This window comes from Luteimonas sp. A478, from assembly GCF_054052025.1.
Genome location: NZ_JBSVRF010000003.1, coordinates 492,549 through 513,753, shown reverse-complemented (window position 1 = coordinate 513,753; position 21,205 = coordinate 492,549). Strand labels below are relative to the sequence as shown.

General features: G+C 67.8%; 24 protein-coding genes. 14 read left to right on the top strand and 10 right to left on the bottom strand.

Going from position 1 to position 21,205, the window contains the following annotated elements; translation table 11 throughout:
* Positions 1-72: 72 nt before the first annotated feature.
* The 3 genes from wrbA to ACW7G3_RS08865 all read left to right on the top strand — a co-directional run bounded on the left by wrbA (position 73) and on the right by ACW7G3_RS08865 (position 1,573).
* Entirely contained in the window at positions 73-666 is a 594-nt protein-coding gene (gene wrbA / locus ACW7G3_RS08875; protein WP_456982363.1) for an NAD(P)H:quinone oxidoreductase, read from the top strand.
* A complete protein-coding gene (locus tag ACW7G3_RS08870) occupies positions 663-1,004 on the top strand; it encodes a DUF2069 domain-containing protein (protein WP_456982362.1) in 342 nt (113 codons plus the stop codon). Before wrbA ends, ACW7G3_RS08870 begins: the two co-directional genes overlap by 4 nt.
* Positions 1,005-1,084: 80 nt before the next feature.
* Positions 1,085-1,573: an asparaginase domain-containing protein gene (locus ACW7G3_RS08865; RefSeq protein ID WP_456982360.1), complete on the top strand. Its 489-nt coding sequence runs from the start codon at positions 1,085-1,087 to the stop codon at positions 1,571-1,573.
* A 7-nt stretch (positions 1,574-1,580) separates the two neighbouring features.
* Here the strand turns inward: ACW7G3_RS08865 and ACW7G3_RS08860 are convergent, their stop codons facing one another.
* Positions 1,581-1,952 carry a hypothetical protein gene (locus ACW7G3_RS08860; protein WP_456982359.1) on the bottom strand — a complete coding sequence of 124 codons (372 nt, stop codon included), beginning with the start codon at positions 1,950-1,952 and terminating at the stop codon, positions 1,581-1,583.
* Between the two features lie 59 nt (positions 1,953-2,011).
* Positions 2,012-2,563, bottom strand: a complete 552-nt coding sequence (gene sufT, locus ACW7G3_RS08855; RefSeq protein ID WP_456973377.1) for a putative Fe-S cluster assembly protein SufT — start codon at positions 2,561-2,563, stop codon at positions 2,012-2,014.
* 99 nt (positions 2,564-2,662) lie between these two features.
* Here sufT and ACW7G3_RS08850 point away from each other — a divergent pair, with 99 nt between their 5' ends.
* Positions 2,663-3,076 carry a hypothetical protein gene (locus ACW7G3_RS08850; protein WP_456982358.1) on the top strand — a complete coding sequence of 138 codons (414 nt, stop codon included), beginning with the start codon at positions 2,663-2,665 and terminating at the stop codon, positions 3,074-3,076.
* A 25-nt stretch (positions 3,077-3,101) separates the two neighbouring features.
* Here ACW7G3_RS08850 and ACW7G3_RS08845 read toward each other — a convergent pair whose 3' ends face one another.
* Complete coding sequence (locus tag ACW7G3_RS08845) at positions 3,102-4,508, bottom strand: NAD(P)(+) transhydrogenase (Re/Si-specific) subunit beta (protein WP_456982357.1); 1,407 nt, start codon at positions 4,506-4,508, stop codon at positions 3,102-3,104.
* Complete coding sequence (locus tag ACW7G3_RS08840; RefSeq protein ID WP_456973383.1) at positions 4,505-4,819, bottom strand: NAD(P) transhydrogenase subunit alpha; 315 nt, start codon at positions 4,817-4,819, stop codon at positions 4,505-4,507. The genes ACW7G3_RS08845 and ACW7G3_RS08840 overlap by 4 nt, the downstream gene beginning before the upstream one ends.
* A 135-nt stretch (positions 4,820-4,954) precedes the next feature.
* Here ACW7G3_RS08840 and ACW7G3_RS08835 point away from each other — a divergent pair, with 135 nt between their 5' ends.
* The 3 genes from ACW7G3_RS08835 to ACW7G3_RS08825 are packed head-to-tail and all read left to right on the top strand — an operon-like array spanning position 4,955 to position 6,412.
* On the top strand, positions 4,955-5,599 hold the full coding sequence (locus ACW7G3_RS08835; protein ID WP_456982355.1) for an RNA polymerase sigma factor: 645 nt from the start codon (positions 4,955-4,957) through the stop codon (positions 5,597-5,599).
* On the top strand, positions 5,596-5,991 hold the full coding sequence (locus ACW7G3_RS08830) for a hypothetical protein (RefSeq protein WP_456982353.1): 396 nt from the start codon (positions 5,596-5,598) through the stop codon (positions 5,989-5,991). Before ACW7G3_RS08835 ends, ACW7G3_RS08830 begins: the two co-directional genes overlap by 4 nt.
* A gap of 4 nt (positions 5,992-5,995) precedes the next feature.
* Positions 5,996-6,412, top strand: coding sequence for a DUF3106 domain-containing protein (locus tag ACW7G3_RS08825; protein ID WP_456982352.1), 417 nt, complete (start codon positions 5,996-5,998; stop codon positions 6,410-6,412).
* Between the two features lie 45 nt (positions 6,413-6,457).
* Here ACW7G3_RS08825 and ACW7G3_RS08820 read toward each other — a convergent pair whose 3' ends face one another.
* The 3 genes from ACW7G3_RS08820 to ACW7G3_RS08810 form a co-directional block, all read right to left on the bottom strand.
* Positions 6,458-7,567, bottom strand: coding sequence for an NAD(P) transhydrogenase subunit alpha (locus ACW7G3_RS08820; protein ID WP_456973391.1), 1,110 nt, complete (start codon positions 7,565-7,567; stop codon positions 6,458-6,460).
* A 40-nt stretch (positions 7,568-7,607) separates the two neighbouring features.
* Positions 7,608-9,743 (bottom strand): DUF1631 family protein, encoded by a 2,136-nt coding sequence (locus ACW7G3_RS08815; protein ID WP_456982351.1) that lies wholly within the window; start codon positions 9,741-9,743, stop codon positions 7,608-7,610.
* A gap of 157 nt (positions 9,744-9,900) precedes the next feature.
* On the bottom strand, positions 9,901-12,339 hold the full coding sequence (locus ACW7G3_RS08810) for a DUF1631 family protein (protein WP_456982349.1): 2,439 nt from the start codon (positions 12,337-12,339) through the stop codon (positions 9,901-9,903).
* Positions 12,340-12,398: 59 nt separating this feature from the next.
* Between ACW7G3_RS08810 and ACW7G3_RS08805 the strand changes: the two genes are divergently transcribed.
* The 3 genes from ACW7G3_RS08805 to ACW7G3_RS08795 are packed head-to-tail and all read left to right on the top strand — an operon-like array spanning position 12,399 to position 14,496.
* Positions 12,399-13,010 (top strand): nitroreductase family protein, encoded by a 612-nt coding sequence (locus ACW7G3_RS08805; RefSeq protein ID WP_456982348.1) that lies wholly within the window; start codon positions 12,399-12,401, stop codon positions 13,008-13,010.
* Positions 12,998-13,945, top strand: coding sequence for a 5'-3' exonuclease (locus tag ACW7G3_RS08800; RefSeq protein ID WP_456982417.1), 948 nt, complete (start codon positions 12,998-13,000; stop codon positions 13,943-13,945). The genes ACW7G3_RS08805 and ACW7G3_RS08800 overlap by 13 nt, the downstream gene beginning before the upstream one ends.
* Positions 13,942-14,496, top strand: a complete 555-nt coding sequence (locus tag ACW7G3_RS08795; RefSeq protein ID WP_456982346.1) for an NUDIX hydrolase — start codon at positions 13,942-13,944, stop codon at positions 14,494-14,496. The genes ACW7G3_RS08800 and ACW7G3_RS08795 overlap by 4 nt, the downstream gene beginning before the upstream one ends.
* An 8-nt stretch (positions 14,497-14,504) precedes the next feature.
* On the opposite strand, the gene pip is transcribed toward ACW7G3_RS08795, so the two are convergent.
* Together pip and prmC are read right to left on the bottom strand one after the other, a co-directional pair.
* Complete coding sequence (pip, locus tag ACW7G3_RS08790) at positions 14,505-15,449, bottom strand: prolyl aminopeptidase (RefSeq protein WP_456982345.1); 945 nt, start codon at positions 15,447-15,449, stop codon at positions 14,505-14,507.
* A gap of 47 nt (positions 15,450-15,496) precedes the next feature.
* On the bottom strand, positions 15,497-16,351 hold the full coding sequence (gene prmC, locus ACW7G3_RS08785) for a peptide chain release factor N(5)-glutamine methyltransferase (RefSeq protein ID WP_456982343.1): 855 nt from the start codon (positions 16,349-16,351) through the stop codon (positions 15,497-15,499).
* A gap of 271 nt (positions 16,352-16,622) precedes the next feature.
* Here prmC and ahpC point away from each other — a divergent pair, with 271 nt between their 5' ends.
* The 4 genes from ahpC (at position 16,623) to rnk (ending at position 20,522) form a co-directional block, all read left to right on the top strand.
* On the top strand, positions 16,623-17,186 hold the full coding sequence (gene ahpC, locus ACW7G3_RS08780; RefSeq protein WP_456973405.1) for an alkyl hydroperoxide reductase subunit C: 564 nt from the start codon (positions 16,623-16,625) through the stop codon (positions 17,184-17,186).
* Positions 17,187-17,408: 222 nt separating this feature from the next.
* Entirely contained in the window at positions 17,409-19,001 is a 1,593-nt protein-coding gene (gene ahpF, locus ACW7G3_RS08775) for an alkyl hydroperoxide reductase subunit F (RefSeq protein ID WP_456982341.1), read from the top strand.
* Between the two features lie 28 nt (positions 19,002-19,029).
* Positions 19,030-19,983, top strand: a complete 954-nt coding sequence (gene oxyR, locus ACW7G3_RS08770; protein ID WP_456973409.1) for a DNA-binding transcriptional regulator OxyR — start codon at positions 19,030-19,032, stop codon at positions 19,981-19,983.
* Positions 19,984-20,099: 116 nt separating this feature from the next.
* A complete protein-coding gene (gene rnk, locus ACW7G3_RS08765; RefSeq protein ID WP_456973411.1) occupies positions 20,100-20,522 on the top strand; it encodes a nucleoside diphosphate kinase regulator in 423 nt (140 codons plus the stop codon).
* Between the two features lie 19 nt (positions 20,523-20,541).
* Here rnk and msrA read toward each other — a convergent pair whose 3' ends face one another.
* Positions 20,542-21,192 (bottom strand): peptide-methionine (S)-S-oxide reductase MsrA, encoded by a 651-nt coding sequence (msrA, locus tag ACW7G3_RS08760; RefSeq protein WP_456982339.1) that lies wholly within the window; start codon positions 21,190-21,192, stop codon positions 20,542-20,544.
* Between the last annotated feature and the right edge of the window lie 13 nt (positions 21,193-21,205).

Genomic DNA, 21,205 nt, shown 5'->3' with positions numbered 1-21,205 from the left:
CGACATCCGGTGGCGGCGTACCGGCGGCCGGGCGGGGATGATCTATCCTTGCCGCTTTCAAAGGGTGGGAAGATGACCGAAATTCTGGTGCTCTACTACAGCCGCAACGGCGCGGTGGCGCGGCTGGCGCGACAGATCGCGCGCGGGGTCGAGGAAGTGGACGGCTGTCGCGCACGGTTGCGCACGGTTCCGCCGGTGGCAGCCGTCACCATCACCGCCGAGCCGCCCGTGCCCGCCGAAGGCGCACCCTTCGTGGAAGCCGCGGATTTCGATGAGTGCCACGGCCTGCTGCTTGGCAGTCCCACCCGTTTCGGCAACATGGCCGCCCCCCTCAAGCACTGCATCGATGGGCTCGGCGCGCAGTGGGCCAGCGGCACCCTGGTGGACAAGCCCGCTGCGGTGTTCACCTCGTCCTCCACCATGCACGGCGGGCAGGAGTCCACCCTGCTGTCGATGATGATCCCGCTGCTGCACCATGGCTGCGTGATCGTGGGCATCCCGTTCACCGAGCCGGCGCTCAGCACCACGCGCAGCGGCGGCACGCCGTATGGGGCCAGCCACGTGGCTGGCACGGGTGACGATGCGCGCCCCAGTGATGATGAAGCCACCCTCGCCCGGGCCCTGGGACGGCGCGTGGCAAAGCTTGCGGCCAAGGTGGCGTCATGACCCCCCGTACGCTGCGCATCGTCCACGCCGCCACGCTGATTGCCCTGGCCGGCCTGTTCGCCCTGTGGTATCTGGGTCGCGGCCACATGGCCACGGCGCTGGTGGTCTTCATCGGCCCGCCGCTGTTGCTGGGCGTCGGCGTGCTCGCTGGAAGCCGTCTGGCGACGTTCTGGTCCGGCGTGGCTGGGCTGCTGTGGTTCAGCCACGGGGTGATGGAAGCCTGGAGCACGCCGGGGTACCGCTTGCTGGCAATCATCGAAATCCTGCTGGCAGTGGCGATCATCCTGCTGGCCAGCTGGCCGGGCCTGGCCGCCCGCCAGAGGAAACGGTCCGGCTGACCCACTGGCCAATGCTCCGGCATTGTCGCCGGGCGGATAGAATGCACGCTCTTTCCGCTGCCTGATTGCCCGAACGCCCTATGGAAGAACTGCTGATCGTCACCACCGGCGGCACCATCGACAAGGTGTATTTCGACGACAAGTCCGACTTTCAGGTGGGTGAACCCCAGATCGGGCAGATCCTGCAGGAACTGGGCGTCGCGTTCCGCTTCCGGGTGATCCCGATCCTGCGCAAGGACTCGCTGCACATCGACGATGCCGACCGCGAGTTGATCCGCGCCACCATCGCCGCCCAGGCGTGCCGGCACGTGCTGATCACCCATGGCACCGACTCGATGGTGGAAACAGCGCAGACGCTGGAAAGCCTGGCCGACAAGACCATCGTGCTCACCGGCGCGCTCAACCCGGCCCGCTTCCGCGGCTCGGACGCCGAATTCAATATCGGCACCGCAGTGGGCGCCGTGCAGTCGCTCTCGCCGGGCGTCTACATCGCCATGAACGGCCGCGTCTGGAATCCACGCGGCGTGCGCAAGAACGTGGATGCAAACCGCTTCGAAGCCGCGGGCTGAATCGCCCTCAGCGCGGGCGCTGCGGCTGTACCGGCAGCGCGTGCATCATCGTCTCGGCTTCCACGTACTGCACTTCGGGATCCGCGGCCAAGGCATCAAACAGGCGTCGCGCCTCGTCACGATCCAGCGGCCGGTCGGCCACGAACAGGTCCGCACCGACTCCCAGCCGCCGCTTCCACTCCAAACGCGGGAGTGAGTGGTTGGCGTCTGCGCCGGCACCAGCGCCGGCAGGGTAATCCGGATTCTCCAGCCTGGCCTGAGCCGCGTGCGGATCCCGCCCCGGTGCGCTGTCCGGCCGGTACTTGATGATGAATTGCTGCCACGGCCCTTCGCCGTCCAGCCCCTGCGTTGCCTGCACGCCACCCTCCCGCGTTGCCATGCCCACACAAGCCGCTGCCAGCAGCAGGCACGCAACGCTTACGACCGCAAACCACCGGATCAGAACATGCCGGTCTGCAGGCGCGCGGCCTCGGACATCATGCTGGCATTCCACGGCGGGTCGAACACCAGTTCCACATCGGCCTCGGCCACGGTGGGGATCATTTCCAGCCGGTGACGCACATCGTCCACGATGACGTCGCCCATTCCGCAGCCCGGCGCGGTCAGGGTCATCTTGATCCCGACCGAACGCTTGCCATCCTCGGCCGGCTCAACTGTCGCCTCGTACACCAGGCCCAGGTCGACGATGTTGATCGGAATTTCCGGATCGAAACAGGTGCGCAGCTGCTGCCACACCAGCTTTTCCACCTCGGTCTCGCCGGCACCTTCGGGCAGTTCGATCGGCGGAGGGACCTCCTTGCCGATCGCCTCCGCGTCGCTACCGGCGATGCGGAACAGGTTGCCTTCGACAAACACGGTGTAGCTGCCACCCAGGGCCTGGGTGATATAGCCAACGCTGCCGGCGGGCAGGATGACGGAATCGCCCTGGGGCACCAGGACGGCGGGGCAGTCACGCTCGAGGCGTACGGGTTCACTGGTTCGGGAATACATAGGCTGATCAATGGGGGCAGTGCTGCGCACTCACAAGCTGCATTGTATCGCCGCTGCCCCGGGGCTGTATGCTGTCGCGCCCCCGGACCCCATGCGCCCATGACCTCCAGGCCCGCCGCGACCCCACCCTGGTTCACCCTGCTGCTGTTGCTGCTGGGCATCGCCGGCTGCGCGGCCCTGTGGGTGCTCGTGTCGATGGCCACCGGCGCCACGGTCAGCTGGATGGCGGTGGTCGCCGCCCTGGATGCCGCCCTGCTGCTGCGCCTGGCGCGGGTCCGCCCCGGCCTGTCGCGCGCCCTGTGGGGCGTGCTGGCCACCAGCGTGTGCATTGTGCTCTCTGTCTGGGTGGTCGTGGCCGGGCTGCTGGGACGGATGCTGGGGCTCACGCCCTGGGAAGCCGCGCTCAAACTGGGGCCCCAGCATGCCTGGGTGCTGACCCAGACGACCCACGGCGCAGCCGATATGGCCTGGCTGGCCGCGGGCTTGGTGATCGCCGCCGTGCTTTCGCGGTAAGCGGCGACAATGGCGCGGCGGGCGGTCAGTGCCCGCCATCGAGCGCCTTCAGTTCGCTGACCAGGGCGCTGGCCATGTCCGCGCCATCGCCGTAGAGCATGCGGGTGTTGTCGGCGTAGAACAGCGCATTCTCGATCCCGGCAAAGCCGGTGCCCTTGCCGCGCTTGATGACGATGGTGTTCTTTGAATCAACCACGTCCAGGATCGGCATGCCGTAGATCGGGCTGGCCGGGTCAGTTTTGGCCACCGGGTTGACCACGTCATTGGCGCCAATCACCAGGCTCACGTCGGTATTCCTGAATTCGGGATTGATGTCGTCCATATCCACGATCAGGTCGTACGGCACCCCGGCCTCGGCCAGCAGCACGTTCATGTGCCCCGGCATGCGCCCGGCCACCGGGTGGATGGCGAATTTCACCTTTACCCCGCGCTCGATCAGGCGCTGGCTCAGCTCCCAGATCTTGTGCTGGGCCTGGGCCACGGCCATGCCGTAGCCGGGCACGATCACCACGCGCTCCGCATAGGCCATCATCGCCGCCACGTCACCGGCCTCGATCGGCTTCTGGCTGCCGGCGATCTCCCGCTGCTCGCCGCCGCCACCGCCGAAGTTGGAGAACAGCACGCTCTTGATCGAGCGGTTCATGGCCTTGGCCATGAGCCGGGTCAGCAGGATGCCCGCCGCACCCACCATCATGCCGGCGATGATCAGCGCCTCGTTGCCCAGCACGTAGCCCTCGAACGCCACCGCCAGGCCGGTGAGCGCGTTGTAGAGCGAGATCACCACCGGCATGTCGGCGCCGCCGATCGGCAGGGTCATCAGCACGCCCAGCGCCAGCGCCACCAGGAAGAAGGCGATGATCCACGGCACGCCCAGGGTCCACATCGCCAGCCCGCCCAGCACGATCGCGGCGACGAACACGCCGGCATTGAAGACCTGCATGCCGGGGAAGGCGTAGCGCTTGTCCATGCGCCCATCCAGCTTGGCCCAGGCGATCAACGAGCCGGACAGCGCCACGGCGCCGATCAGCGCACCGGTCACCGCCAGCAGCGGCACCACCACGCCCGGCGTGGTCCCGGCATCGGACCAGCGCAGCAATTCCACCGCACCGATGGCTGCCGCAGAGCCGCCGCCCAGTCCGTTGTACATGGCCACCATCTGCGGCATGTCGGTGATTGCCACCTTTTTGCCCGAATACCAGGCCAGCGCACCGCCTACCGCGATCGCCACCAGGATCAGGGCGATGTTTTCCAGCCCGGGCAGCAGGAACGTGGCCACGGTTGCGATCAGCATGCCCAGCCCGGCCCACTGGATACCGCTGCGGGCGGTGCGCGGGGAGGCCATCCGCTGCAGGCCCAGCAGGAACAGCGTGGCGGCCGCCAGGTAGCTGATCCTGACCACCAGCGACAGCACTTCCGGCCCGGTCCAGCTCATGACCCGCCCCCCTTGGCGCCGGCACCGGGCTTGTTGCCGGTCTTGAACATCTCCAGCATCCGCTCGGTGACCACATAGCCGCCGGCAGCGTTGCCGGCACCCATCACCACCGCCACGAAACCGATGATTTTCTCCACCGTCGTATCCGCGTGCCCCAGCACCACCATCGCGCCGATCAACACAGCCCCATGGATGAAATTGGAGCCCGACATCAGCGGCGTATGCAGGATCACCGGCACCCGGGAAATGATCACATGACCGGCGATTGCCGCCAGCATGAAGATGTACAGCGCCACAAATCCATCGCCCATGCCCTACTCCCTGCCGGAAACCTGAGTTGAACCGCATCATAACCACACACGAACGTCATGCCGGCCGGTCAACCGCAGCCGCATCCACGCGTTGTCAGTGGCAGACCCCGATAACCAAGGTGCACGGTCAACCGGATGGACGGCAATCTTGCCAGGCAATATGACGACACCAGCGTGGCCGCGGCGCAGCCGACCCTGCGCCCGAGCGGTAAGCTGGGCCTGGTGAGCAAACCAGCCCCCAGCACCGATCCGCGCGCGCCTGTCCGGGCACAGGAAGAAACCCTGGATGCGTTCTTTGCCGGCGTACGTGCCCGCGCTTTCCGCTTTGCCGAGATCGGCCTGCGCAGCCGCGATGACGCCCTGGACGCGGTGCAGGACGCCATGACCCGGATGCTGGGTTATCGCGAACGTCCATCCGCGGAGTGGCCGACCCTATTCTGGACCATCCTGCGCAGCCGGATCATCGACATCCAGCGCCGGCGCACGTTCCGCCTCGGCTGGATGACCAGCTCCGAAGACCGGGAAATGGAGGGCCCGGAATGGGCCGACGATGCTCCGGATCCCTCCCGGGCCCACGACAGCCGCGAGGCCTGGGCACGACTGGTCGAGGCCCTGCGCGAACTGCCGCGCCGGCAGCGCGAAGCCTTCACCCTGCGCGTGCTGGAGGAGCTGGACGTGGCCACCACCGCGCGGGTGATGGGCTGCAGCGAGGGCTCGGTAAAAACGCACCTGTCGCGCGCGCGCGGCGCACTGCAAAAAAAACTGGAGGAGTTCCAATGACCGGCGACACCCACAATCCGCAGCATGTTGACCACGTTGCCCGGGCGCTCCACGCCAGGGCCGTGGCCCACGTACCGGCACAGACCCTGGCCCGACTGCGCCCGCGGCCGGAACCGGCACCCACCCGTCCCACCTGGCTGGCCCGGCCCGCTGGCTGGGGACTGGCAACCGCCTGCTCGGCGGTGTTCATATTCGCGGCAGGCATGTACGTGCTGGTGTCCCCGGATGCCCTTGATCCCCAGCCGTTCCCGGTTGAAACCATGGCCGATTCCGCCGCGTCCGTCCCGGCACCCGCCTTCGACCCCTACGACGATCCCCTGAGCACGTTCGCAGAGGATCCCGACCTGTTTGTCTGGCTGGCCTCCGATGCCCAGCCGGTCGCGATGGAGTAAGCACATGCGAATCCCCACACTTGCCGTGGCGCTCGCCCTGGGGCTGTCCGGCCTGGCCGGACCCGCGCTGGCGCAGGCCCCGCAGGACCTTCCCGAATGGGACCAGCTGACCAGCCAGCAGCGCGAAGCACTCATCGCCACCGTGCGCGACCGCTGGAACGACGCCCCCGGGCAGCGCGCGCGCATGCTCCGTCATGCCGAGCGCTGGCAGCAGATGTCGCCCGAAGAGCGCCAGCGCGCCCACCACGGCATGAAGCGCTGGCGTGACATGAGTCCGGAAAGTCGCGAAGAAGCACGCGCGCTGTACCAGCGGATGCGCAGCCTTCCCGCCAGCGAGCGCGAAGCCTTGCGTGAACGCTGGAAGGAAATGACGCCCGCTGAACGCCGCGACTGGCTGCAACAGAATCCGGTGGAGCGCTGACGCCCGATCCGGCAGGTCCGGGCGGCATCGCTCCGGAGCGCGGCCTCACCCGTCCGCGGCAGCCTTCTCGCGCTCCGGCCAGACCGTCTTCGCCAGCAGCTCGTCTTCCCAGTCGAACGCAAGCGCGCCGTCCGCGATCAGCAGCTGGACGAAATTGAAAACGTTGCGCGCGTACATTTCGCTGGCGTGCTGTGCGCCTTCGCTGGCGAGGTTCAGCGGGCCGGAAATCGTCACCCCGTCCTGGACGAACGTTTCACCCGGGCGGGTCAGTTCGCAGTTGCCACCGGACTCGGCGGCCAGGTCCATGACCACCGTGCCCGGCTTCATGCCCTGGACCATCTGCGCGGTGATGATCTTCGGCGCTGGCCGTCCCGGCACCGCCGCCGTGCTCACGATCACGTCGATGTTCTTCAGGTGCTCGCCCAGGCGCCGCTGCTGCTCCGCGCCCTCCTCCTCGGTGAGCTGGCGCGCGTAGCCGCCTTCGCCCGCGGCGCTTACGCCCAGGTCGAGGAATCGCCCGCCAAGTGATTCGATCTGCTCGCGGGTTTCCGGCCGCACGTCGAAGCCTTCCACCTGTGCCCCCAGCCGGCGGGCGGTAGCGATGGCCTGCAGCCCAGCCACGCCGGCGCCGATCACCAGCACCTTCGACGGCCGGATGGTGCCGGCGGCGGTGGTCAGCATCGGGAAGAACCGGGGCGCCAGCCAGGCAGCGGCCAGCACCGCCTTGTAGCCGGCCATGCCGGCCTGCGAGCTGAGCACATCCATGGCCTGGGCCCGCGTTGTACGCGGCAGGCGCTCCAGCGGGAAAGCAAGGATTCCACGCGCGACCAGCGCCTCGCCACGCGCTGGATCGGCCTGCGGCTGCAGGATGCCTACCAGCACCGCTTCCTGCTTCAGGCCCGCGATCGCCTCCGCCGCAGGGGGCTGCACGCACAGCACCAGGTCGGCATCAGTCACCGCATCCCGGGTTGAATCCACCAGGGTGGCCCCCGCATCGGCGTATGCCTGGTCGGGAAAGTGGGCGCCTGCACCGGCGCCCCGCTCCACCAGCAGCCGCGCACCCGTGGTGGCGAGCTTGCGGCAGGTTTCCGGGGTGAGTGCGACGCGTCGCTCCCCCTGTGCGGTTTCACGCGCGACACCAATGGTCAGCGTCATCATTCGCCTCCGTTTCCCTGATCGGACATCCTAGCGCGAATCATTCCGCCGCCGGGCAGCCCAGAGTCCTCTCGATGCGGCGCAGCGCAGCCTCCACCGCTCCTTCGACAGGACGCGGCAACAGCCGTCCATCGGCGAGCATGCCGGCCAGCTCCTCCGGTGACAGCAGCAGTTCGCGGGTGCCCTGCGCTCCCACCAGCAGGCTGTCACCGCTAAGTGGGCTGCACCAGGCAATTCGGAGTGTACGAACCGGCTCGCCCGCCTCCATCTGCACCAGGATCCGGCCCGGATCCAGCCCTTCCAGCCCGTCAGCCACCGCGGCGGGGCCATCCGTCCCGGCCGTCTGCGCAAGCGGCTTGAAGCCGTGCACCCGGCGTGGCGCATCCGGGTTGGCGAGTTCCCCTACCAGCGTGGCCACCTGCGATCCGACCCCTGTGGGCTCCAGGCCCAACGCGGCATAGCAGTCGTGCAGCCGTGGCTGCAGATCGATCAGGCGTGCGGCCACCTGCGCGCCCTGCACCTTTGCTGCGTCCGCATCCAGTCGCACGAGCGCATCACCCAGCTCCCGCGCGGCGGCATAGCGCTCCGATTCCGGCCCGGCACGCAGCCAGGCCTGCACCAGCGACTGGCGCCAGTACTCTTCCAGGAACACCGTCACGGCTGGCAACAATGGCCGTTCGTGCAGGCGTGACGCCAGCTCACGGTCGGCCTCACGGCGCGCCGCCTCCAACCGCTCCCCGCCCTCGATCGCCTGCCAGGCCCTGCGTTCGCTGACCGCAGCCCGTCGGCGCAAGGGCTCCAATGCGCTTTCAAGTCGTGCCAACGCCCGTGCGAACGCGGCGTCATCTCCGTGATATCCGTCGACCACTTCCCGCGCCGCTTCGTCGGCCAGGTCGTGCAGCCCGGCGTCATGCGGGCCTATACGGCGATTGCCGTCCCACAGCTCCACCAGCAGCGAAAGCAGTCGCGTCGCAGCCGGCTGCGGGGCATGCTCGAACAATCCCGGTTCAGCCAGTGCCAGGCGCAGGTAAGGCAGCGACAACCGGGTCAGCCACTCGCGCCCGCCGGATGACAGCTGATGGTGCGCGGCCAACTGATCGAACAGCATCCCGATCAGGTCCAGCGCGTCCTCCTGCTCGACCGACGGCCGTGCGCTGGCACTGTCAATTCCCAGGCTGCCGGCCACGCGGTCCAGGCCGTTGCGCATCAGCCCTCCGTACCCGGTGCGCGAGTCCACAGGCGGCACCGGCTCGCCCTGCAACAGGGAAAGCACCGCCAGGAACTCCTCCGGCCGCAGACTGCGCACGCCCGGCACACGCCCGCCGCGCGCTTCCCGCCGGGAGCGGACGCGGTGCCGCAGGACGTTGCCCCGCACTGCGTCGCTGCGGTTGTGCGAAGTCGCGGCGGGCTCTCCACGCCGGCCTGCGTCAGCCGGGACGAGCGCGTTGTCCTCGCCCCAGCCCCGCGCCGCATCGCCCCTGCGCGCGCTGACCATGGTGGCGGCGAGGGTGGCGTAATCGCTGACCCCGGCCAGCGCGCATCCCGCATCGGCCAGCTGGCGATTGCACCAGCCGTAGACCCCCACCAGGCTTTCGCCTGCCAAGCGTTCAAAGTGGCGCAACAGCGCAGCGCGCAGGCGCGGACCGCAATCGGCCGGGGTAAAAGTGTAGAGAAAACTGTCAACCAGATGCTGCGGCGAAAGCGGGTTGGCGGGGCGCACCTTGCCCCCCATTTCAGCCGCCAGCGACCACAGCCTCCTGTCGAGGGTGTCGAGAACATCGGCGTGGCGCCGCTCCAGGGCCTCGATCGCCGGCTGCCCGATCAGCTGCGCCTGCAGCTCATCATCCGACACCAGACTGAATGCGTCGTGCACCTCCACCCGGGGCGGGTCCGGCCATCTCGCGAAGGCACGATGGAAGTGGATCTTCCAGCGCCGCTCGTAGGCGATGATCTGGCCGGCGATGATGTTCAGGTTGGCAATGTCTTCTGCGCCGTCGTGCGGCGGCGCCTCAGCGCGCATCTGCCGGAGCAGCGCAGCCTTCTCCGCCTCGATACAGCTGGTAAGCAACGGCAACAACTGCGCCGCTACCCCGGCCTCGAGCGCTTCCACCAGCTCGGCGTACGTAATGCCGTCCCCGTCATCACGCCTGTCCCGGCCGGGTTGCCCCTTCACCATGGCGTCCCTTTCCACGAATCCACTCCCCTGACCGCTCACCGAACATACCAGTCCGTGACAGAGGTCGCAGTTTACGCGTTCGCCGCGAAAAGCCGGAAGCCGACCGCCAAGTGCCGAAGGCGCCTGGAACGTGGGGAAAGAAGAATGCGGGACGCGATCAGTCGTCGTTGACAGCGCGCAGCGGCGGGGCCGGCGGCTGGTTCAGCCGCTGCCAGAGTTGTTTCATCGCCTCGTCGAAGGGTGCATCCACCGAGCGCACCACGACCCGGCCGTTGGCCACCAGTACTGCGAGCTCTTCCGGCGAGACGACCATCTGCCTGACACCGCGCCGGTTGACGATCAGAAAGCGCGATGTGAGTGGACTGATCCAGGCGATCCGGGCCGCCGATTCACGGCCATGCCGATCCACCAGCCGCAGGCCCTGGCCCACCCGCAGGCGGCGCATGCGCGCGGCGATGGCGGGATCGTGCTCAAGACTGTCCAGGCCACCGGCCAGGCGTAATGGAATGCCCGCCTCCTCTTCACCGGTTTCGTCCAGTGCGTCACCGTGCGGCTCGTGTACGGAACGCGGGGTGTCGGGCATGGCCAAGGCGGAAATGATCCGCGCCACGGCATCGCGCGCAGCGTTGGCATCAAGGCCGCAGCTGGTGTAGCACTCGCCCAGCGGCGCCTGCAGGGCCAGCAGCTGCGCGGCGACGGCCGAACCGCGCACCTGCGCCGCGTCGGCATCCACCTGCACCATCGCATCGCCCAGGCCGATCGCACGGCGATGGCGCTCTGAATCCGCGCCGTCGCGCAGCCAGGTCTGGGTGAGGTAGTGGCGCCAGTGTTCGTCGATGAAGTGGGCAATGGGCCGGGTCAGCGGCCGCCTGGCCAGGCGCGACGCCACCAGGCTGTCGGCATTGCTCCGCGCCGCCTGCAGCCGTTCGCGGCCGTGGATGGCCTCGGCCACGCGCTTTTCCGCCACTCCCGAGCGGCGACGCTGCTGATCCAGCTGGTCGCGCAGCTCGCTGGCGGCCAGTTCAAAGATCGCCTGGTCGTCGCGGTATTCCTCCACCACCCGGTCCACCGCATGCTCCGCCCGGTCCAGCGTTTCCCGGTCCTGCGGGCTTTGCCCGGTGTTGCCGTCACAGGCCTCGGTCAGCGCATCAAGCAGGCGCCTGGCAGGATGGCTGCGGCGGTTGAACATGGAATCATCGGTCAGCGCGACCTTCACGTACGGAACCACCAGCCGGCCGTACATCGACTGGGCACGGCGCAGCAGGTCGTTGGCCTCGCACAGCGACTGGAACAGGATGCCGACCAGGTCGATCGCATCTTCCTCGTCGGCGGCAAAGCGGGTGGTGGAAGGGTCGAGCCCCAGCTGGCGCACGCCGCCCAGGATTTCCGCGCGGATCACGTCGGCCAGCGCGCGCTTGTCCTCACCGGCCAGCACCCGGGCGTAGGGCGCGGGATCTTCCCCCTGCAGCAGCGAGGCGACGCTGAGCATGTCTTCGGCATCCAGCACCTGGCCCGCGGCTTCGGCAGCGGCCTCGGCCACCGCCCCGGCTTCCTCGGCCACACTGCCGCCGTCATCGGCCGGCACCGCATGCACGCCGCCGCTGGCACGCCAGGCGCGCAGCTGTTCACGGACAATATCGCGGTAGCGCAGCGGCTGGCCCTCACCCGGAACACCCCCGGGCGACCTTGACGCCGCACCGCCGGAAAAAGTACCGGCGCTGGCTCCGGCCTGCCCTGCTCCGGCCTGCCCTGCTCCAGCCTGCCCGCCTCCAGCCTGCCGCACTCCAACCTGTCCACTGCCGCCCTGCCCGGCAATGGGCTCCACCATGCCGCCGTCTGGAACCCAGGACTCAGCAGCCTCGGCAACCCGGGGCGAAGACCCGGCATCTCGCCCGCGGCCGGCGGGATAGTTCCGCCGCGCCGATCCCGCGCCCTGACCGCCGTACTCGGCTTCAGCCAGGGTGCGGTTGGCCATGACGTAGACCTCGCCAAGGACCTTGGGCAGTCGCTTGTCGAACTGCTGGAACACCATCGTGCGCAGGCCCGGGGTCAGATCGTCTTCGTCGAACAGGGCGACGAAAGACGACACGGCCACTTCCGGGCGCAGCGGATTGCGCGGCTGCCCTTCGATGCCGATGCTGGCGGCCAGCGCCTCCAGCCTTTCATCCAGCTGGGCCAGCGGATGAAGGAACTGGTGTTCGAGCAGTTCGACGATCTGCTGTCCGGCCAGGTAGGTCTCCAGCTCGCCCTCGGACATCAGTTCCAGGTCTTCGGGCCGCTCGGGCTCGACGGAGGGCTCACGCCAGAATTCGAACGACTCCTCGATCGACTCGCGGTAACGGTTGGCGAGTTCCAGCGCGCGGTGACTGAGCGCGAGCACCGCCACGCGATCTTCCTGTGCAGCGCTGAAGTTGTGCCCGGCCAGCGCCGCCAGCCGCGCCTGCTCTTCGATCGCGCTCCAGAATCCGGACAGCACGCCGACCAGTTCGGTAACGGCTTCACGCTTCAGGCGCTCGAGGATGCGCTCCGCATCCCGGCTCCCCGAAGAGGCCGTACGAAGGGACAGTCTGTCAGCGATGTCGTCTCTGGACGGCATTCGGGTCACAATCAGGGGGAAAGGCACGGACTACGTGCCACACCTGTATACCATCCTGAATGAACAATCACGAGTCTGTGAACCCCGTCCCAGATGGCGCCGTTCAAGGGCGCTGCCTGCTTGAAAACCGCCGTTCCACCCCCGCCCGTCAGCTTGCCGCGCCAGGGCCGGATCCGGCCAGCCTGCTGAGGATGCTCGGCGCCGCAGTGCGCGTCCCCGACCACGGCAGGCGGGAGCCTTTCCGGTTCATCACCATTGAAGGCGCAGCCCGCGCGGCACTGGGCGATGAGCTGGCCAGGATCACCCTGACGGCCGATCCCGACGCAGCCCCGGCCGCAGTTGAAAAGGACCGGCAGCGTTTCACCCATGCGCCGCTGGTGGTGGCCGTGGTCGCGGTGTTCGACGAGGAAGACACCCGCATTCCGGAACAGGAGCGCCTGCTCACTGCCGGGTGCGTGTGCTTCTCGCTATTGCTGGCAGCCCAGGCGGAAGGTTTCGGTGCGCAGTGGCTGACCGGTTGGCCCGCATATGACGCGAACGTGGCCAACCGGCTGGGGCTATCGGCGCAGGAGCGGATCGCCGGCTTCATCCATATTGGCACTCCCACCCACGAAGCTCCTGAGCGCGAACGGCCCGACCCGACCGCCCTGCTCACCACCTGGCAACCGTGACGGCGGACCTCAAGACCCGACCGCCACTGCACCTGGTGGATGCCAGCCTGTACGTGTTCCGGGCCTGGCATTCAATGCCGGACGAATTCCAGGACGCCGACGGCTGGCCCACGAACGCCGTCCACGGATTCGCCCGCTTCCTGCTGGAACTGCTCGAGCGCGAGCGTCCACGGCACATCGTGATCGCGTTCGACGATGCCGTGGACGGCTGCTTCCGCAATACGCTCTATCCACCCTACAAGGCCAACCGGCCGCCGACGCCGGACACGCTCAAGCGCCAGTTCGCCTACTGCCGGGCGCTGTGCATGGTGCTGGGCCTGAACGTGGTGGGCCACGGCGAATACGAGGCCGACGATCTGATCGGCAGTGCCCTGCATCAGGGCCGGGGCATCGGCCATCGTGGCGTGATCGTGTCGGCCGACAAGGACCTGTCCCAGCTGCTGCAGCCGGGTGACCAGCAGTGGGATTTTGCCCGCGGGATGCGCTGGGGACCCGACGGCGTACATGCCCGCCACGGCGTTCACCCCGGGCAGATCACCGATTACCTGGCGCTGTGCGGCGACAGCGTTGACAACATCCCGGGCGTGCCCGGCGTGGGAGCGCGCACGGCAGCGGCCCTGCTCGCCCACTTCGGCAGCCTGGATGCGGTGTTGGAGCGGACCGATGAGGTGCCGTTCCTGCGCCTGCGCGGCGCGGCGCGCGTGGCCGCCTCGCTGCGCGCGCACCGCGAAGAAGTCCTGCTGTACCGGCAGCTGACCACCATTGCCTGCGATGTACCGCTGGGCGAGAGCGCTGCCCCGTTCCCGCGTGGACAGGCCGAGCCCGACGCGCTCTGGGCACTGTGCGAGGCCATGGATTTCGGCCCGCTCACCCGGCGCCGCTTGCACGAGGCTGCCAACCTGCCATTCACCCCTGCCCCGGACGCCTATCGATGAGCCACCCTGCCTCTGAAGACACCGAGCTGCTCCATGAAGGAAAGTGGCTGCGCCTGGTCAAGCGCGGCCGCTGGGAATGGTGCGAACGCACCCACAGCGCCCGAGGCCTGGCCGTGCAGGTCATCGCCGTCACCCCGGACGACCGGGTGCTGTTTGTGGAGCAGTACCGCGAAGCCATCGGCGCCCGCGCGGTCGAGATGCCGGCAGGCCTGGTCGGCGATGACGACGACAACGACACCATCGAAGCGGCGGCTCGGCGCGAACTGATCGAGGAAACCGGTTGGGAGCCGGGCCACGTCGAGGTGCTGGTGGGCGGCCCCACCACCGCCGGCATGAGCAGCGAGCGCATCGTCATGGTGCGTGCGCGGGATCTGCGCCAGATCGGCCCTGGCGGCGGCGTGGCTGGCGAGGACATCATCGTGCACGCCATTGCACGCGCCGACGCTCCTGCCTGGCTGATGCACAAGCATGCCGAAGGCTACGAGCTGGATCTCAAGCTCTGGGCCGGCCTGTGGATGATCGACCGCAACCCGGATGGCAGCCCTGCCTGAGCGGCAACCTATTCCGCGAAGCGGTCGGTAGCCTGCACCAGCGCATCGGTGTTTTCCGGCTCGAATGCCGAATGTCCGGACGCCGGGGTGACCATCAGCTCGGCCTTCGGCCATGCCTTGTGCAGGTCCCAGGCGTTGTTGACCGGACACACCACGTCGTAGCGCCCGTGCACGATGATCCCGGGTATATCCACCATCCGGTACACATCGCGCAGGATCTGACCGTCCACTTCGAAGAACCCGCGGTTGTGGAAGTAGTGGTTCTCGATCCGGGCAAAGGCCAGCGCGAAGGCAGGGTCTCCATGCCCGCTGACGAAATCCGGATCCTGGTGGAGGAATGAGGTCGAGGCCTCCCACACGCTCCAGGCCTGCGCCGCCGCCAGCCGGGTGGCTTCATCGTCGCTGGTCAGGCGGCGGTTGTAGGCGGCGATGAAGTCGTCACGCTCGTCTTCGGGGATTGCGGCCTGGTACTGCTCCCACGCTTCCGGAAACAGCCGCGAAGCGCCCTGCTGGTAGAACCACTCCACCTCCCAGCGACGCAGCATGAAGATGCCGCGCAGCACCAGCTCGCGCACCCGGCGCGGATGCTGCTGGGCATAGGCCAGCGCCAGGGTTGAGCCCCATGAGCCGCCGAACACCTGCCAGGCATCAATCCCCAGGTGCTCGCGCAGTTTTTCAATATCGTCCACCAGGTGCCAAGTGGTGTTGTCGATCAGTTCCGCGTTGGGCGTGGAGCGACCCGCACCGCGCTGGTCGAACAGCACGATCCGATACCTCGCTGGATCATGGAAGCGGCGCATCCTGGCGCCGGCCCCGCTGCCCGGTCCGCCATGCAGCAGCACCACCGGTTTGCCCTTGGGATTGCCACACTGTTCGTAGTAAAGGGTGTGGCGCCCGTCCACCTGCAGCATGCCGCTGTCATAGGGCTCGATCTCCGGATACAGCGTGCGCATTCGGCGCCTCTCCAAGGTCTTTTCCAGCAATGAAGTCTAACAGCGGCTCAAGGCCCTTCCGCCGTTCCCGGCCGTTGGCCCAGGGTCACCCGGTCCCGGGCTTCCAGATCGCGCACGGTCTCCACCGCTTCCAGCCCTGCATCTGTGAACAGCCCGCGCACCGCCTCGCCCTGCTCCAGGCCGTGCTCAACAAGCAGCCATCCTCCGGGCCTCAGGTGCCCGGGCGCTCCGGCAACGATGATCCGCAGTGCATCCAGCCCGTCACGGCCCGAAGCCAGGGCCGCAGGCGGTTCAAAACGCAGGTCGCCGCGACCCAGGTGGGCATCGTCAGCGGCGATATAGGGCGGATTGGAGGCAATCAGGTCGAAGCGCTGGCCGGACACGGGCACGAACCAGTTGCCCTGGACGAAAGCGACGTTGGCCAACTGGTGCTCCCGCGCATTCGCCTTCGCCACCATCAGTGCGTCGGTGCTGCGGTCGGTGGCCACTACCTGCGCCTGCGGCCGTTCGCTGGCCAGGGCCAGGGCAATCGCGCCGCTGCCGGTGCCCAGATCGAGCACTCGCGGCGCCGTGCCCATCGGTATCCGTTCAAGTGCCAGCTCCACCAGACGCTCGGTTTCCGGGCGCGGGATCAGGGTGTCGGGGCTGACGGCCAGGTCCAGGGTCCAGAAACCCCGCCGACCGGTCAGGTAAGCCACGGGTTCGCCCGCCTCGCGCCGCTCCACCAGCGCCTGGAAACCCGCGACATCTCCGGCGCCCACGGGTTGGTCCCCGTACGCGTACAGCCATGACACCGATCGCCGCAATACGTGGGCCAGGAGAAGCATGGCGTCCTCCGGCGCAATACGCGCGCGCGCCCAGCGCAGCAATTCATCCGGACGCGTGGGGTTCACTTCATTCATTGGCCGATCCTATGGTGGCGGCTGGAAAGCGTCCATCCATCACTACGAGTGGTCGCCCCGCAGGTCTTTGGCGTAGGGAATAGGAGCGCAGTCAAAGCCGCGTCCCACCCTCCTTGCTGGACTCCTTTGTCAGGCGAATTGATAGGCTAGGCCTATTGGATATATCATATCTATCGATTTGCCATATCGATTCACTGTACCTATCATTACCCCTGTCGCCGGCACTGCCCGGCCGCTCTCCCCCTCTCTCAACCGTAGAAACGAGGAATCCATGTCCCTGATCAACACCGAAGTCCAGCCGTTCAAGACCACCGCCTACCGCAACGGCGAGTTCATCGAAGTCACCGATGCCGACCTGAAGGGTCAGTGGTCGGTCCTGATCTTCATGCCGGCCGCGTTCACCTTCAACTGCCCGACCGAGATCGAGGACGCAGCCGAGAACTACGCCGAGTTCCAGAAGGCCGGCGCCGAGGTCTACATCGTCACCACCGACACGCATTTCTCGCACAAGATCTGGCACGAAACCTCCGATGCGGTGGGCAAGGCCCAGTTCCCGCTGGTCGGCGACCCGACCCACCAGCTGACCCGCGCTTTCGGCGTGCATATCGAGGAAGAAGGCCTGGCCCTGCGCGGCACCTTCGTCATCAACCCGGAAGGCGTGATCAAGACGCAGGAAATCCACGACAACGCCATTGCGCGTGACGTCACCGAGACCCTGCGCAAGCTCAAGGCCGCCCAGTACGTCGCCGCCAACCCGAACGAGGTCTGCCCGGCCAAGTGGAAGGAAGGCGAGAAGACCCTGAAGCCGTCGCTGGACCTGGTTGGCAAGATCTAAGTCCTGCTTCATCCAGGCTTGACCTGTCCCACTTCACTCCCGTCCCCGCATCCGCGGAGGCGGGAGTGAACCGGAGCCCGTGCCCGCTGCCTGCCCGCAGCCGCCAGCCCCGCCGCGGATTCGCGCGGGCTCCGGTTCACTCCCTCCCCCCCTCCCTCCCCCACGTCCGATGCCGCCCCACGGCGCGTCACGACCCCCGCTATCGCCTGCAGGAGATTTTGCATGTTGGATGCCGACCTCAAAGCCCAGTTGAAGGCTTACCTGGAGCGCGTGACGCGCCCGATCCAGATCACCGCGTCGGTCGACGACGGTGAAAAATCCGCCGAGATGCTGGCCCTGCTGGAAGACCTGAAGTCGGCCAGCGACAGCATCAGCGTCGAGGTCGTGCGCGATGACAATGAGCACAAGCCTTCGTTCGCCCTGACCACCCCGGGCCAGGACATCCACCTGCGTTTCGCCGGCCTGCCCATGGGCCACGAGTTCACCTCGCTGGTGCTGGCCCTGCTGCAGGTGGGCGGCCACCCCTCCAAGGCAGCCCAGGAGACGCTGGAGCAGATCCGCGGCCTGGAAGGCGAGTTCCTGTTTGAAACCTACTACTCGCTCAGCTGCCAGAACTGCCCCGACGTGGTGCAGGCGCTGAACCTGATGGCAGCCCTGAACCCGAACATCCGCCACGTGGCAATCGACGGCGCCCTGTTCCAGGAAGAGGTCGAAGCACGCGAGGTGATGGCCGTGCCGACCGTGTTCCTCAACGGCGAGGTGTTCGACCAGGGCCGGATGAGCCTGGAACAGATCGTGGCCAAGATCGACACCGGCGCCGAAGCGCGTGAGGCCGAGAAGATCGCCGCCAAGGAGCCCTTCGAGGTGCTCGTGGTCGGTGGCGGTCCGGCGGGCGCTGCAGCCGCCATCTATTCCGCGCGCAAGGGCATCCGCACCGGCGTGGCCGCCGAGCGTTTTGGCGGGCAGGTGCTGGACACCCTGTCGATCGAGAACTTCATCTCGGTGCCGCACACCGAAGGCCCGAAGCTGGCCGCTGCGCTTGAGCAGCACGTGCGTGAATACGAAGTGGACATCATGGACCTGCAGCGCGCGGAGGCCCTGACCGCGGCGGGCGAAGACGGCCTGCACGAAATCAAGCTGGCCAACGGCGCCTCGCTGCACGCGAAAACGGTGGTGCTGTCCACCGGCGCACGCTGGCGGCAGATGAACGTGCCCGGCGAGAACGAATACCGCAACAAGGGCGTGGCCTACTGCCCGCACTGCGATGGCCCGCTGTTCAAGGGCAAGCACGTGTCGGTGATCGGCGGCGGAAACTCCGGCGTCGAGGCCGCGATCGACCTGGCCGGCATCGTCGCCCACGTGACCCTGTTCGAGTTCGACACCAAGCTGCGCGCCGACGAAGTGCTGCAGCGCAAGCTGCGCAGCCTGCCCAACGTGACCATCCTCACCAATGCCCAGACCACCCGGGTGCTGGGTGACGGCAAGCGCGTGAGCGGCCTGGTCTACACCGACCGCGCCAGCGGCGACAGCCACGAGGTGAAGCTGGACGGCATCTTCGTGCAGATCGGACTGCTGCCCAATACCGAATGGCTCAAGGGCACGGTGGAACTGTCCGACCGCGGCGAGATCGTCACCGACGGCCATGGCCGCACCAGCGTGCCGGGCGTGTTTGCCGCGGGTGACTGCACCACCACGCCGTACAAGCAGATCGTGATCGCGATGGGCGAAGGCTCGCGTGCGGCGCTGTCCGCGTTCGACCACCTGATCCGCACCAGCGCCCCCAAGGTCGCCACGGCGGCAGGCGAGGCAGCGTGATCGCGCGCGCGGGCCAGGCGGCACGGCCGTGAACCTGCGCGACATCTACTACCTGGTCGCGCTGGCCGACCACAAGCATTTCGGCCGCGCCGCGGCCGCCTGCTTCGTCAGCCAGCCGACCCTGTCCACCCAGATCCGCAAGCTTGAAGAGGAGCTGGGCGTGGCCCTCGTGGAGCGCACGCCGCGCCGGGTGATGCTGACCCCGGCCGGGCTTGACGCGGTCGAACGCGCCCGGCGCATCGTGGCCGAGGTTGAGCAGATGAAGGAGGCCGCCCGCAGGGAACAGGACCCCGAGTCCGGCACGGTCCGGCTCGGCATCTTCCCCACCCTCGGGCCCTATCTGCTGCCCCACGTGGTGCCGCAGATCCGCACCCGGTTCCCGCAGCTGGAGCTGCTGCTGGTCGAGGAAAAGAGCGACGTGCTGCTGGCCAGGCTGCGCGATGGCCGCCTGGACGCGGCGATCCTGGCCCTGCCGGTGCCCGACGACCAGCTGCACAGCGAGCTGCTGTTTGAAGAACCCTTTGTGCTGGCGGTCCCCGAGGCCCATCCACTGGCCACGCGCGGCCCGCTGCGCATGCAGGACCTGGACAACGAACGACTGCTGCTGCTCGAAGATGGCCACTGTCTGCGCGAGCAGGCGCTGGAAGTCTGCCACCTGGCCGGCGCCCATGAGCGGGGCGAGTTCCGCGCCACCAGTCTGGAAACCCTGCGCCAGATGGTGGCCGCCAACGTGGGCCTGACCCTGCTGCCTGTCCTGGCCGTACAGCCGCCGGTTGCGCAATCGCCGGACATCCGCCTGCTGCCGTTCCAGGATCCCCCGCCCAGCCGCAGGATCGCGATGGTATGGCGCCGCAGCTCGGCCCAGGACGGGTTCCTGCGCAACCTGGCCGAAATATTCAGGCTGCTCCCGCCGGGGTTGTTCGCCTATGATCCGGATTTCCAATCCGGCTCCGCCGGGGCGGGGCCAGCGCCAGACGCTTGAATGCGGCTGCAACCGGGGCTACGTTAGGAACAGACCGACTGCGGGCGGCGCACGATGCGTCGCCCGTTTTTGCTTATGAGCCAATGCCCGACCGGGCCCTTCCAGGAACCAGACCCATGACCGACAGCCGGCACAGCACTCCGCCCCCAGGGCTGATCGTCTCCAGCATCGACGCCGCCCGCCTGGAGGCGCTGCTCGAGTCCCCGCGCTGGCGCGACCTGCCCGCGGCCGAGGCACTGCAGGATGAGCTGCTGCGGGCCGAAGTGCGCCCCGTGGGTGAAATGCCCGCGGGCGTGGTCGGCATGCACTCGCGGGTGGAGTGCGAAGACGCGGAATCCGGCAAGCATTACCACCTGACGCTGGTCTATCCACATGAGGCCGACGTTGCCACCGGCCGGGTATCGGTGCTGGCGCCGATGGGCAGCGCACTGATCGGCCTTTCGGCTGGCCAGCACATTGACTGGCCCAACCCCGACGGGCGCGCGCTGCATCTGAAAGTCATTGCCGTCCAGCCGCCTGAAGCGGTTGGCTCTGCCTGAGCGGCGACCCCAGTCCGGTTTACGCCCCGACGCCGACCGGGCAGGACACCCCGGTACCGGCAATGCCGCAGTAGCCGCCGGGGTTTTTTGAAAGATACTGCTGGTGCTCGTCCTCCGCATAGTAGAAGCGCGGCGGAGGACGGGCGATTTCAGTGCTGATCCCACCCAGCCCGGCTGCCTGCAGGCGTTCAGCGTAAGCATCCCTGCCTGCCAGCGCGATGCGCTGCTGTTCGGGCGTTTCGCAGTGGACAACCGAGCGGTACTGGCTGCCGATATCGTTGCCCTGGCGCATGCCCTGGGTGGGGTCATGGCCTTCCCAGAAGATGCGCATGAGCTCGTCGAACGGCAGCTGCTGTGGGTCATAGACCACCAGCACCACTTCGGCGTGTCCGGTCTGCCCGCTGCACACTTCCCGGTAGGTGGGGTTGGGCGTGTGGCCCCCGGCATAGCCCACCGCCGTGGTCAGCACGCCCGGCACGCTCCAGAAAATGCGCTCCGCCCCCCAGAAGCAGCCCATGCCGAAATGCACTCGCTGGGCGCCTTCAAACCCTCCGCACAGTGGGCGTCCGTGCACGTGATGTTCGTTATGCAGGGGCAAGGGTGTATCCCGTCCCCGCAGCGCCTCGGCTGCTGACGGCAGCCGCTGTTTCCACGCCCCGATGCCTAGCATGACCCGTTCTCCC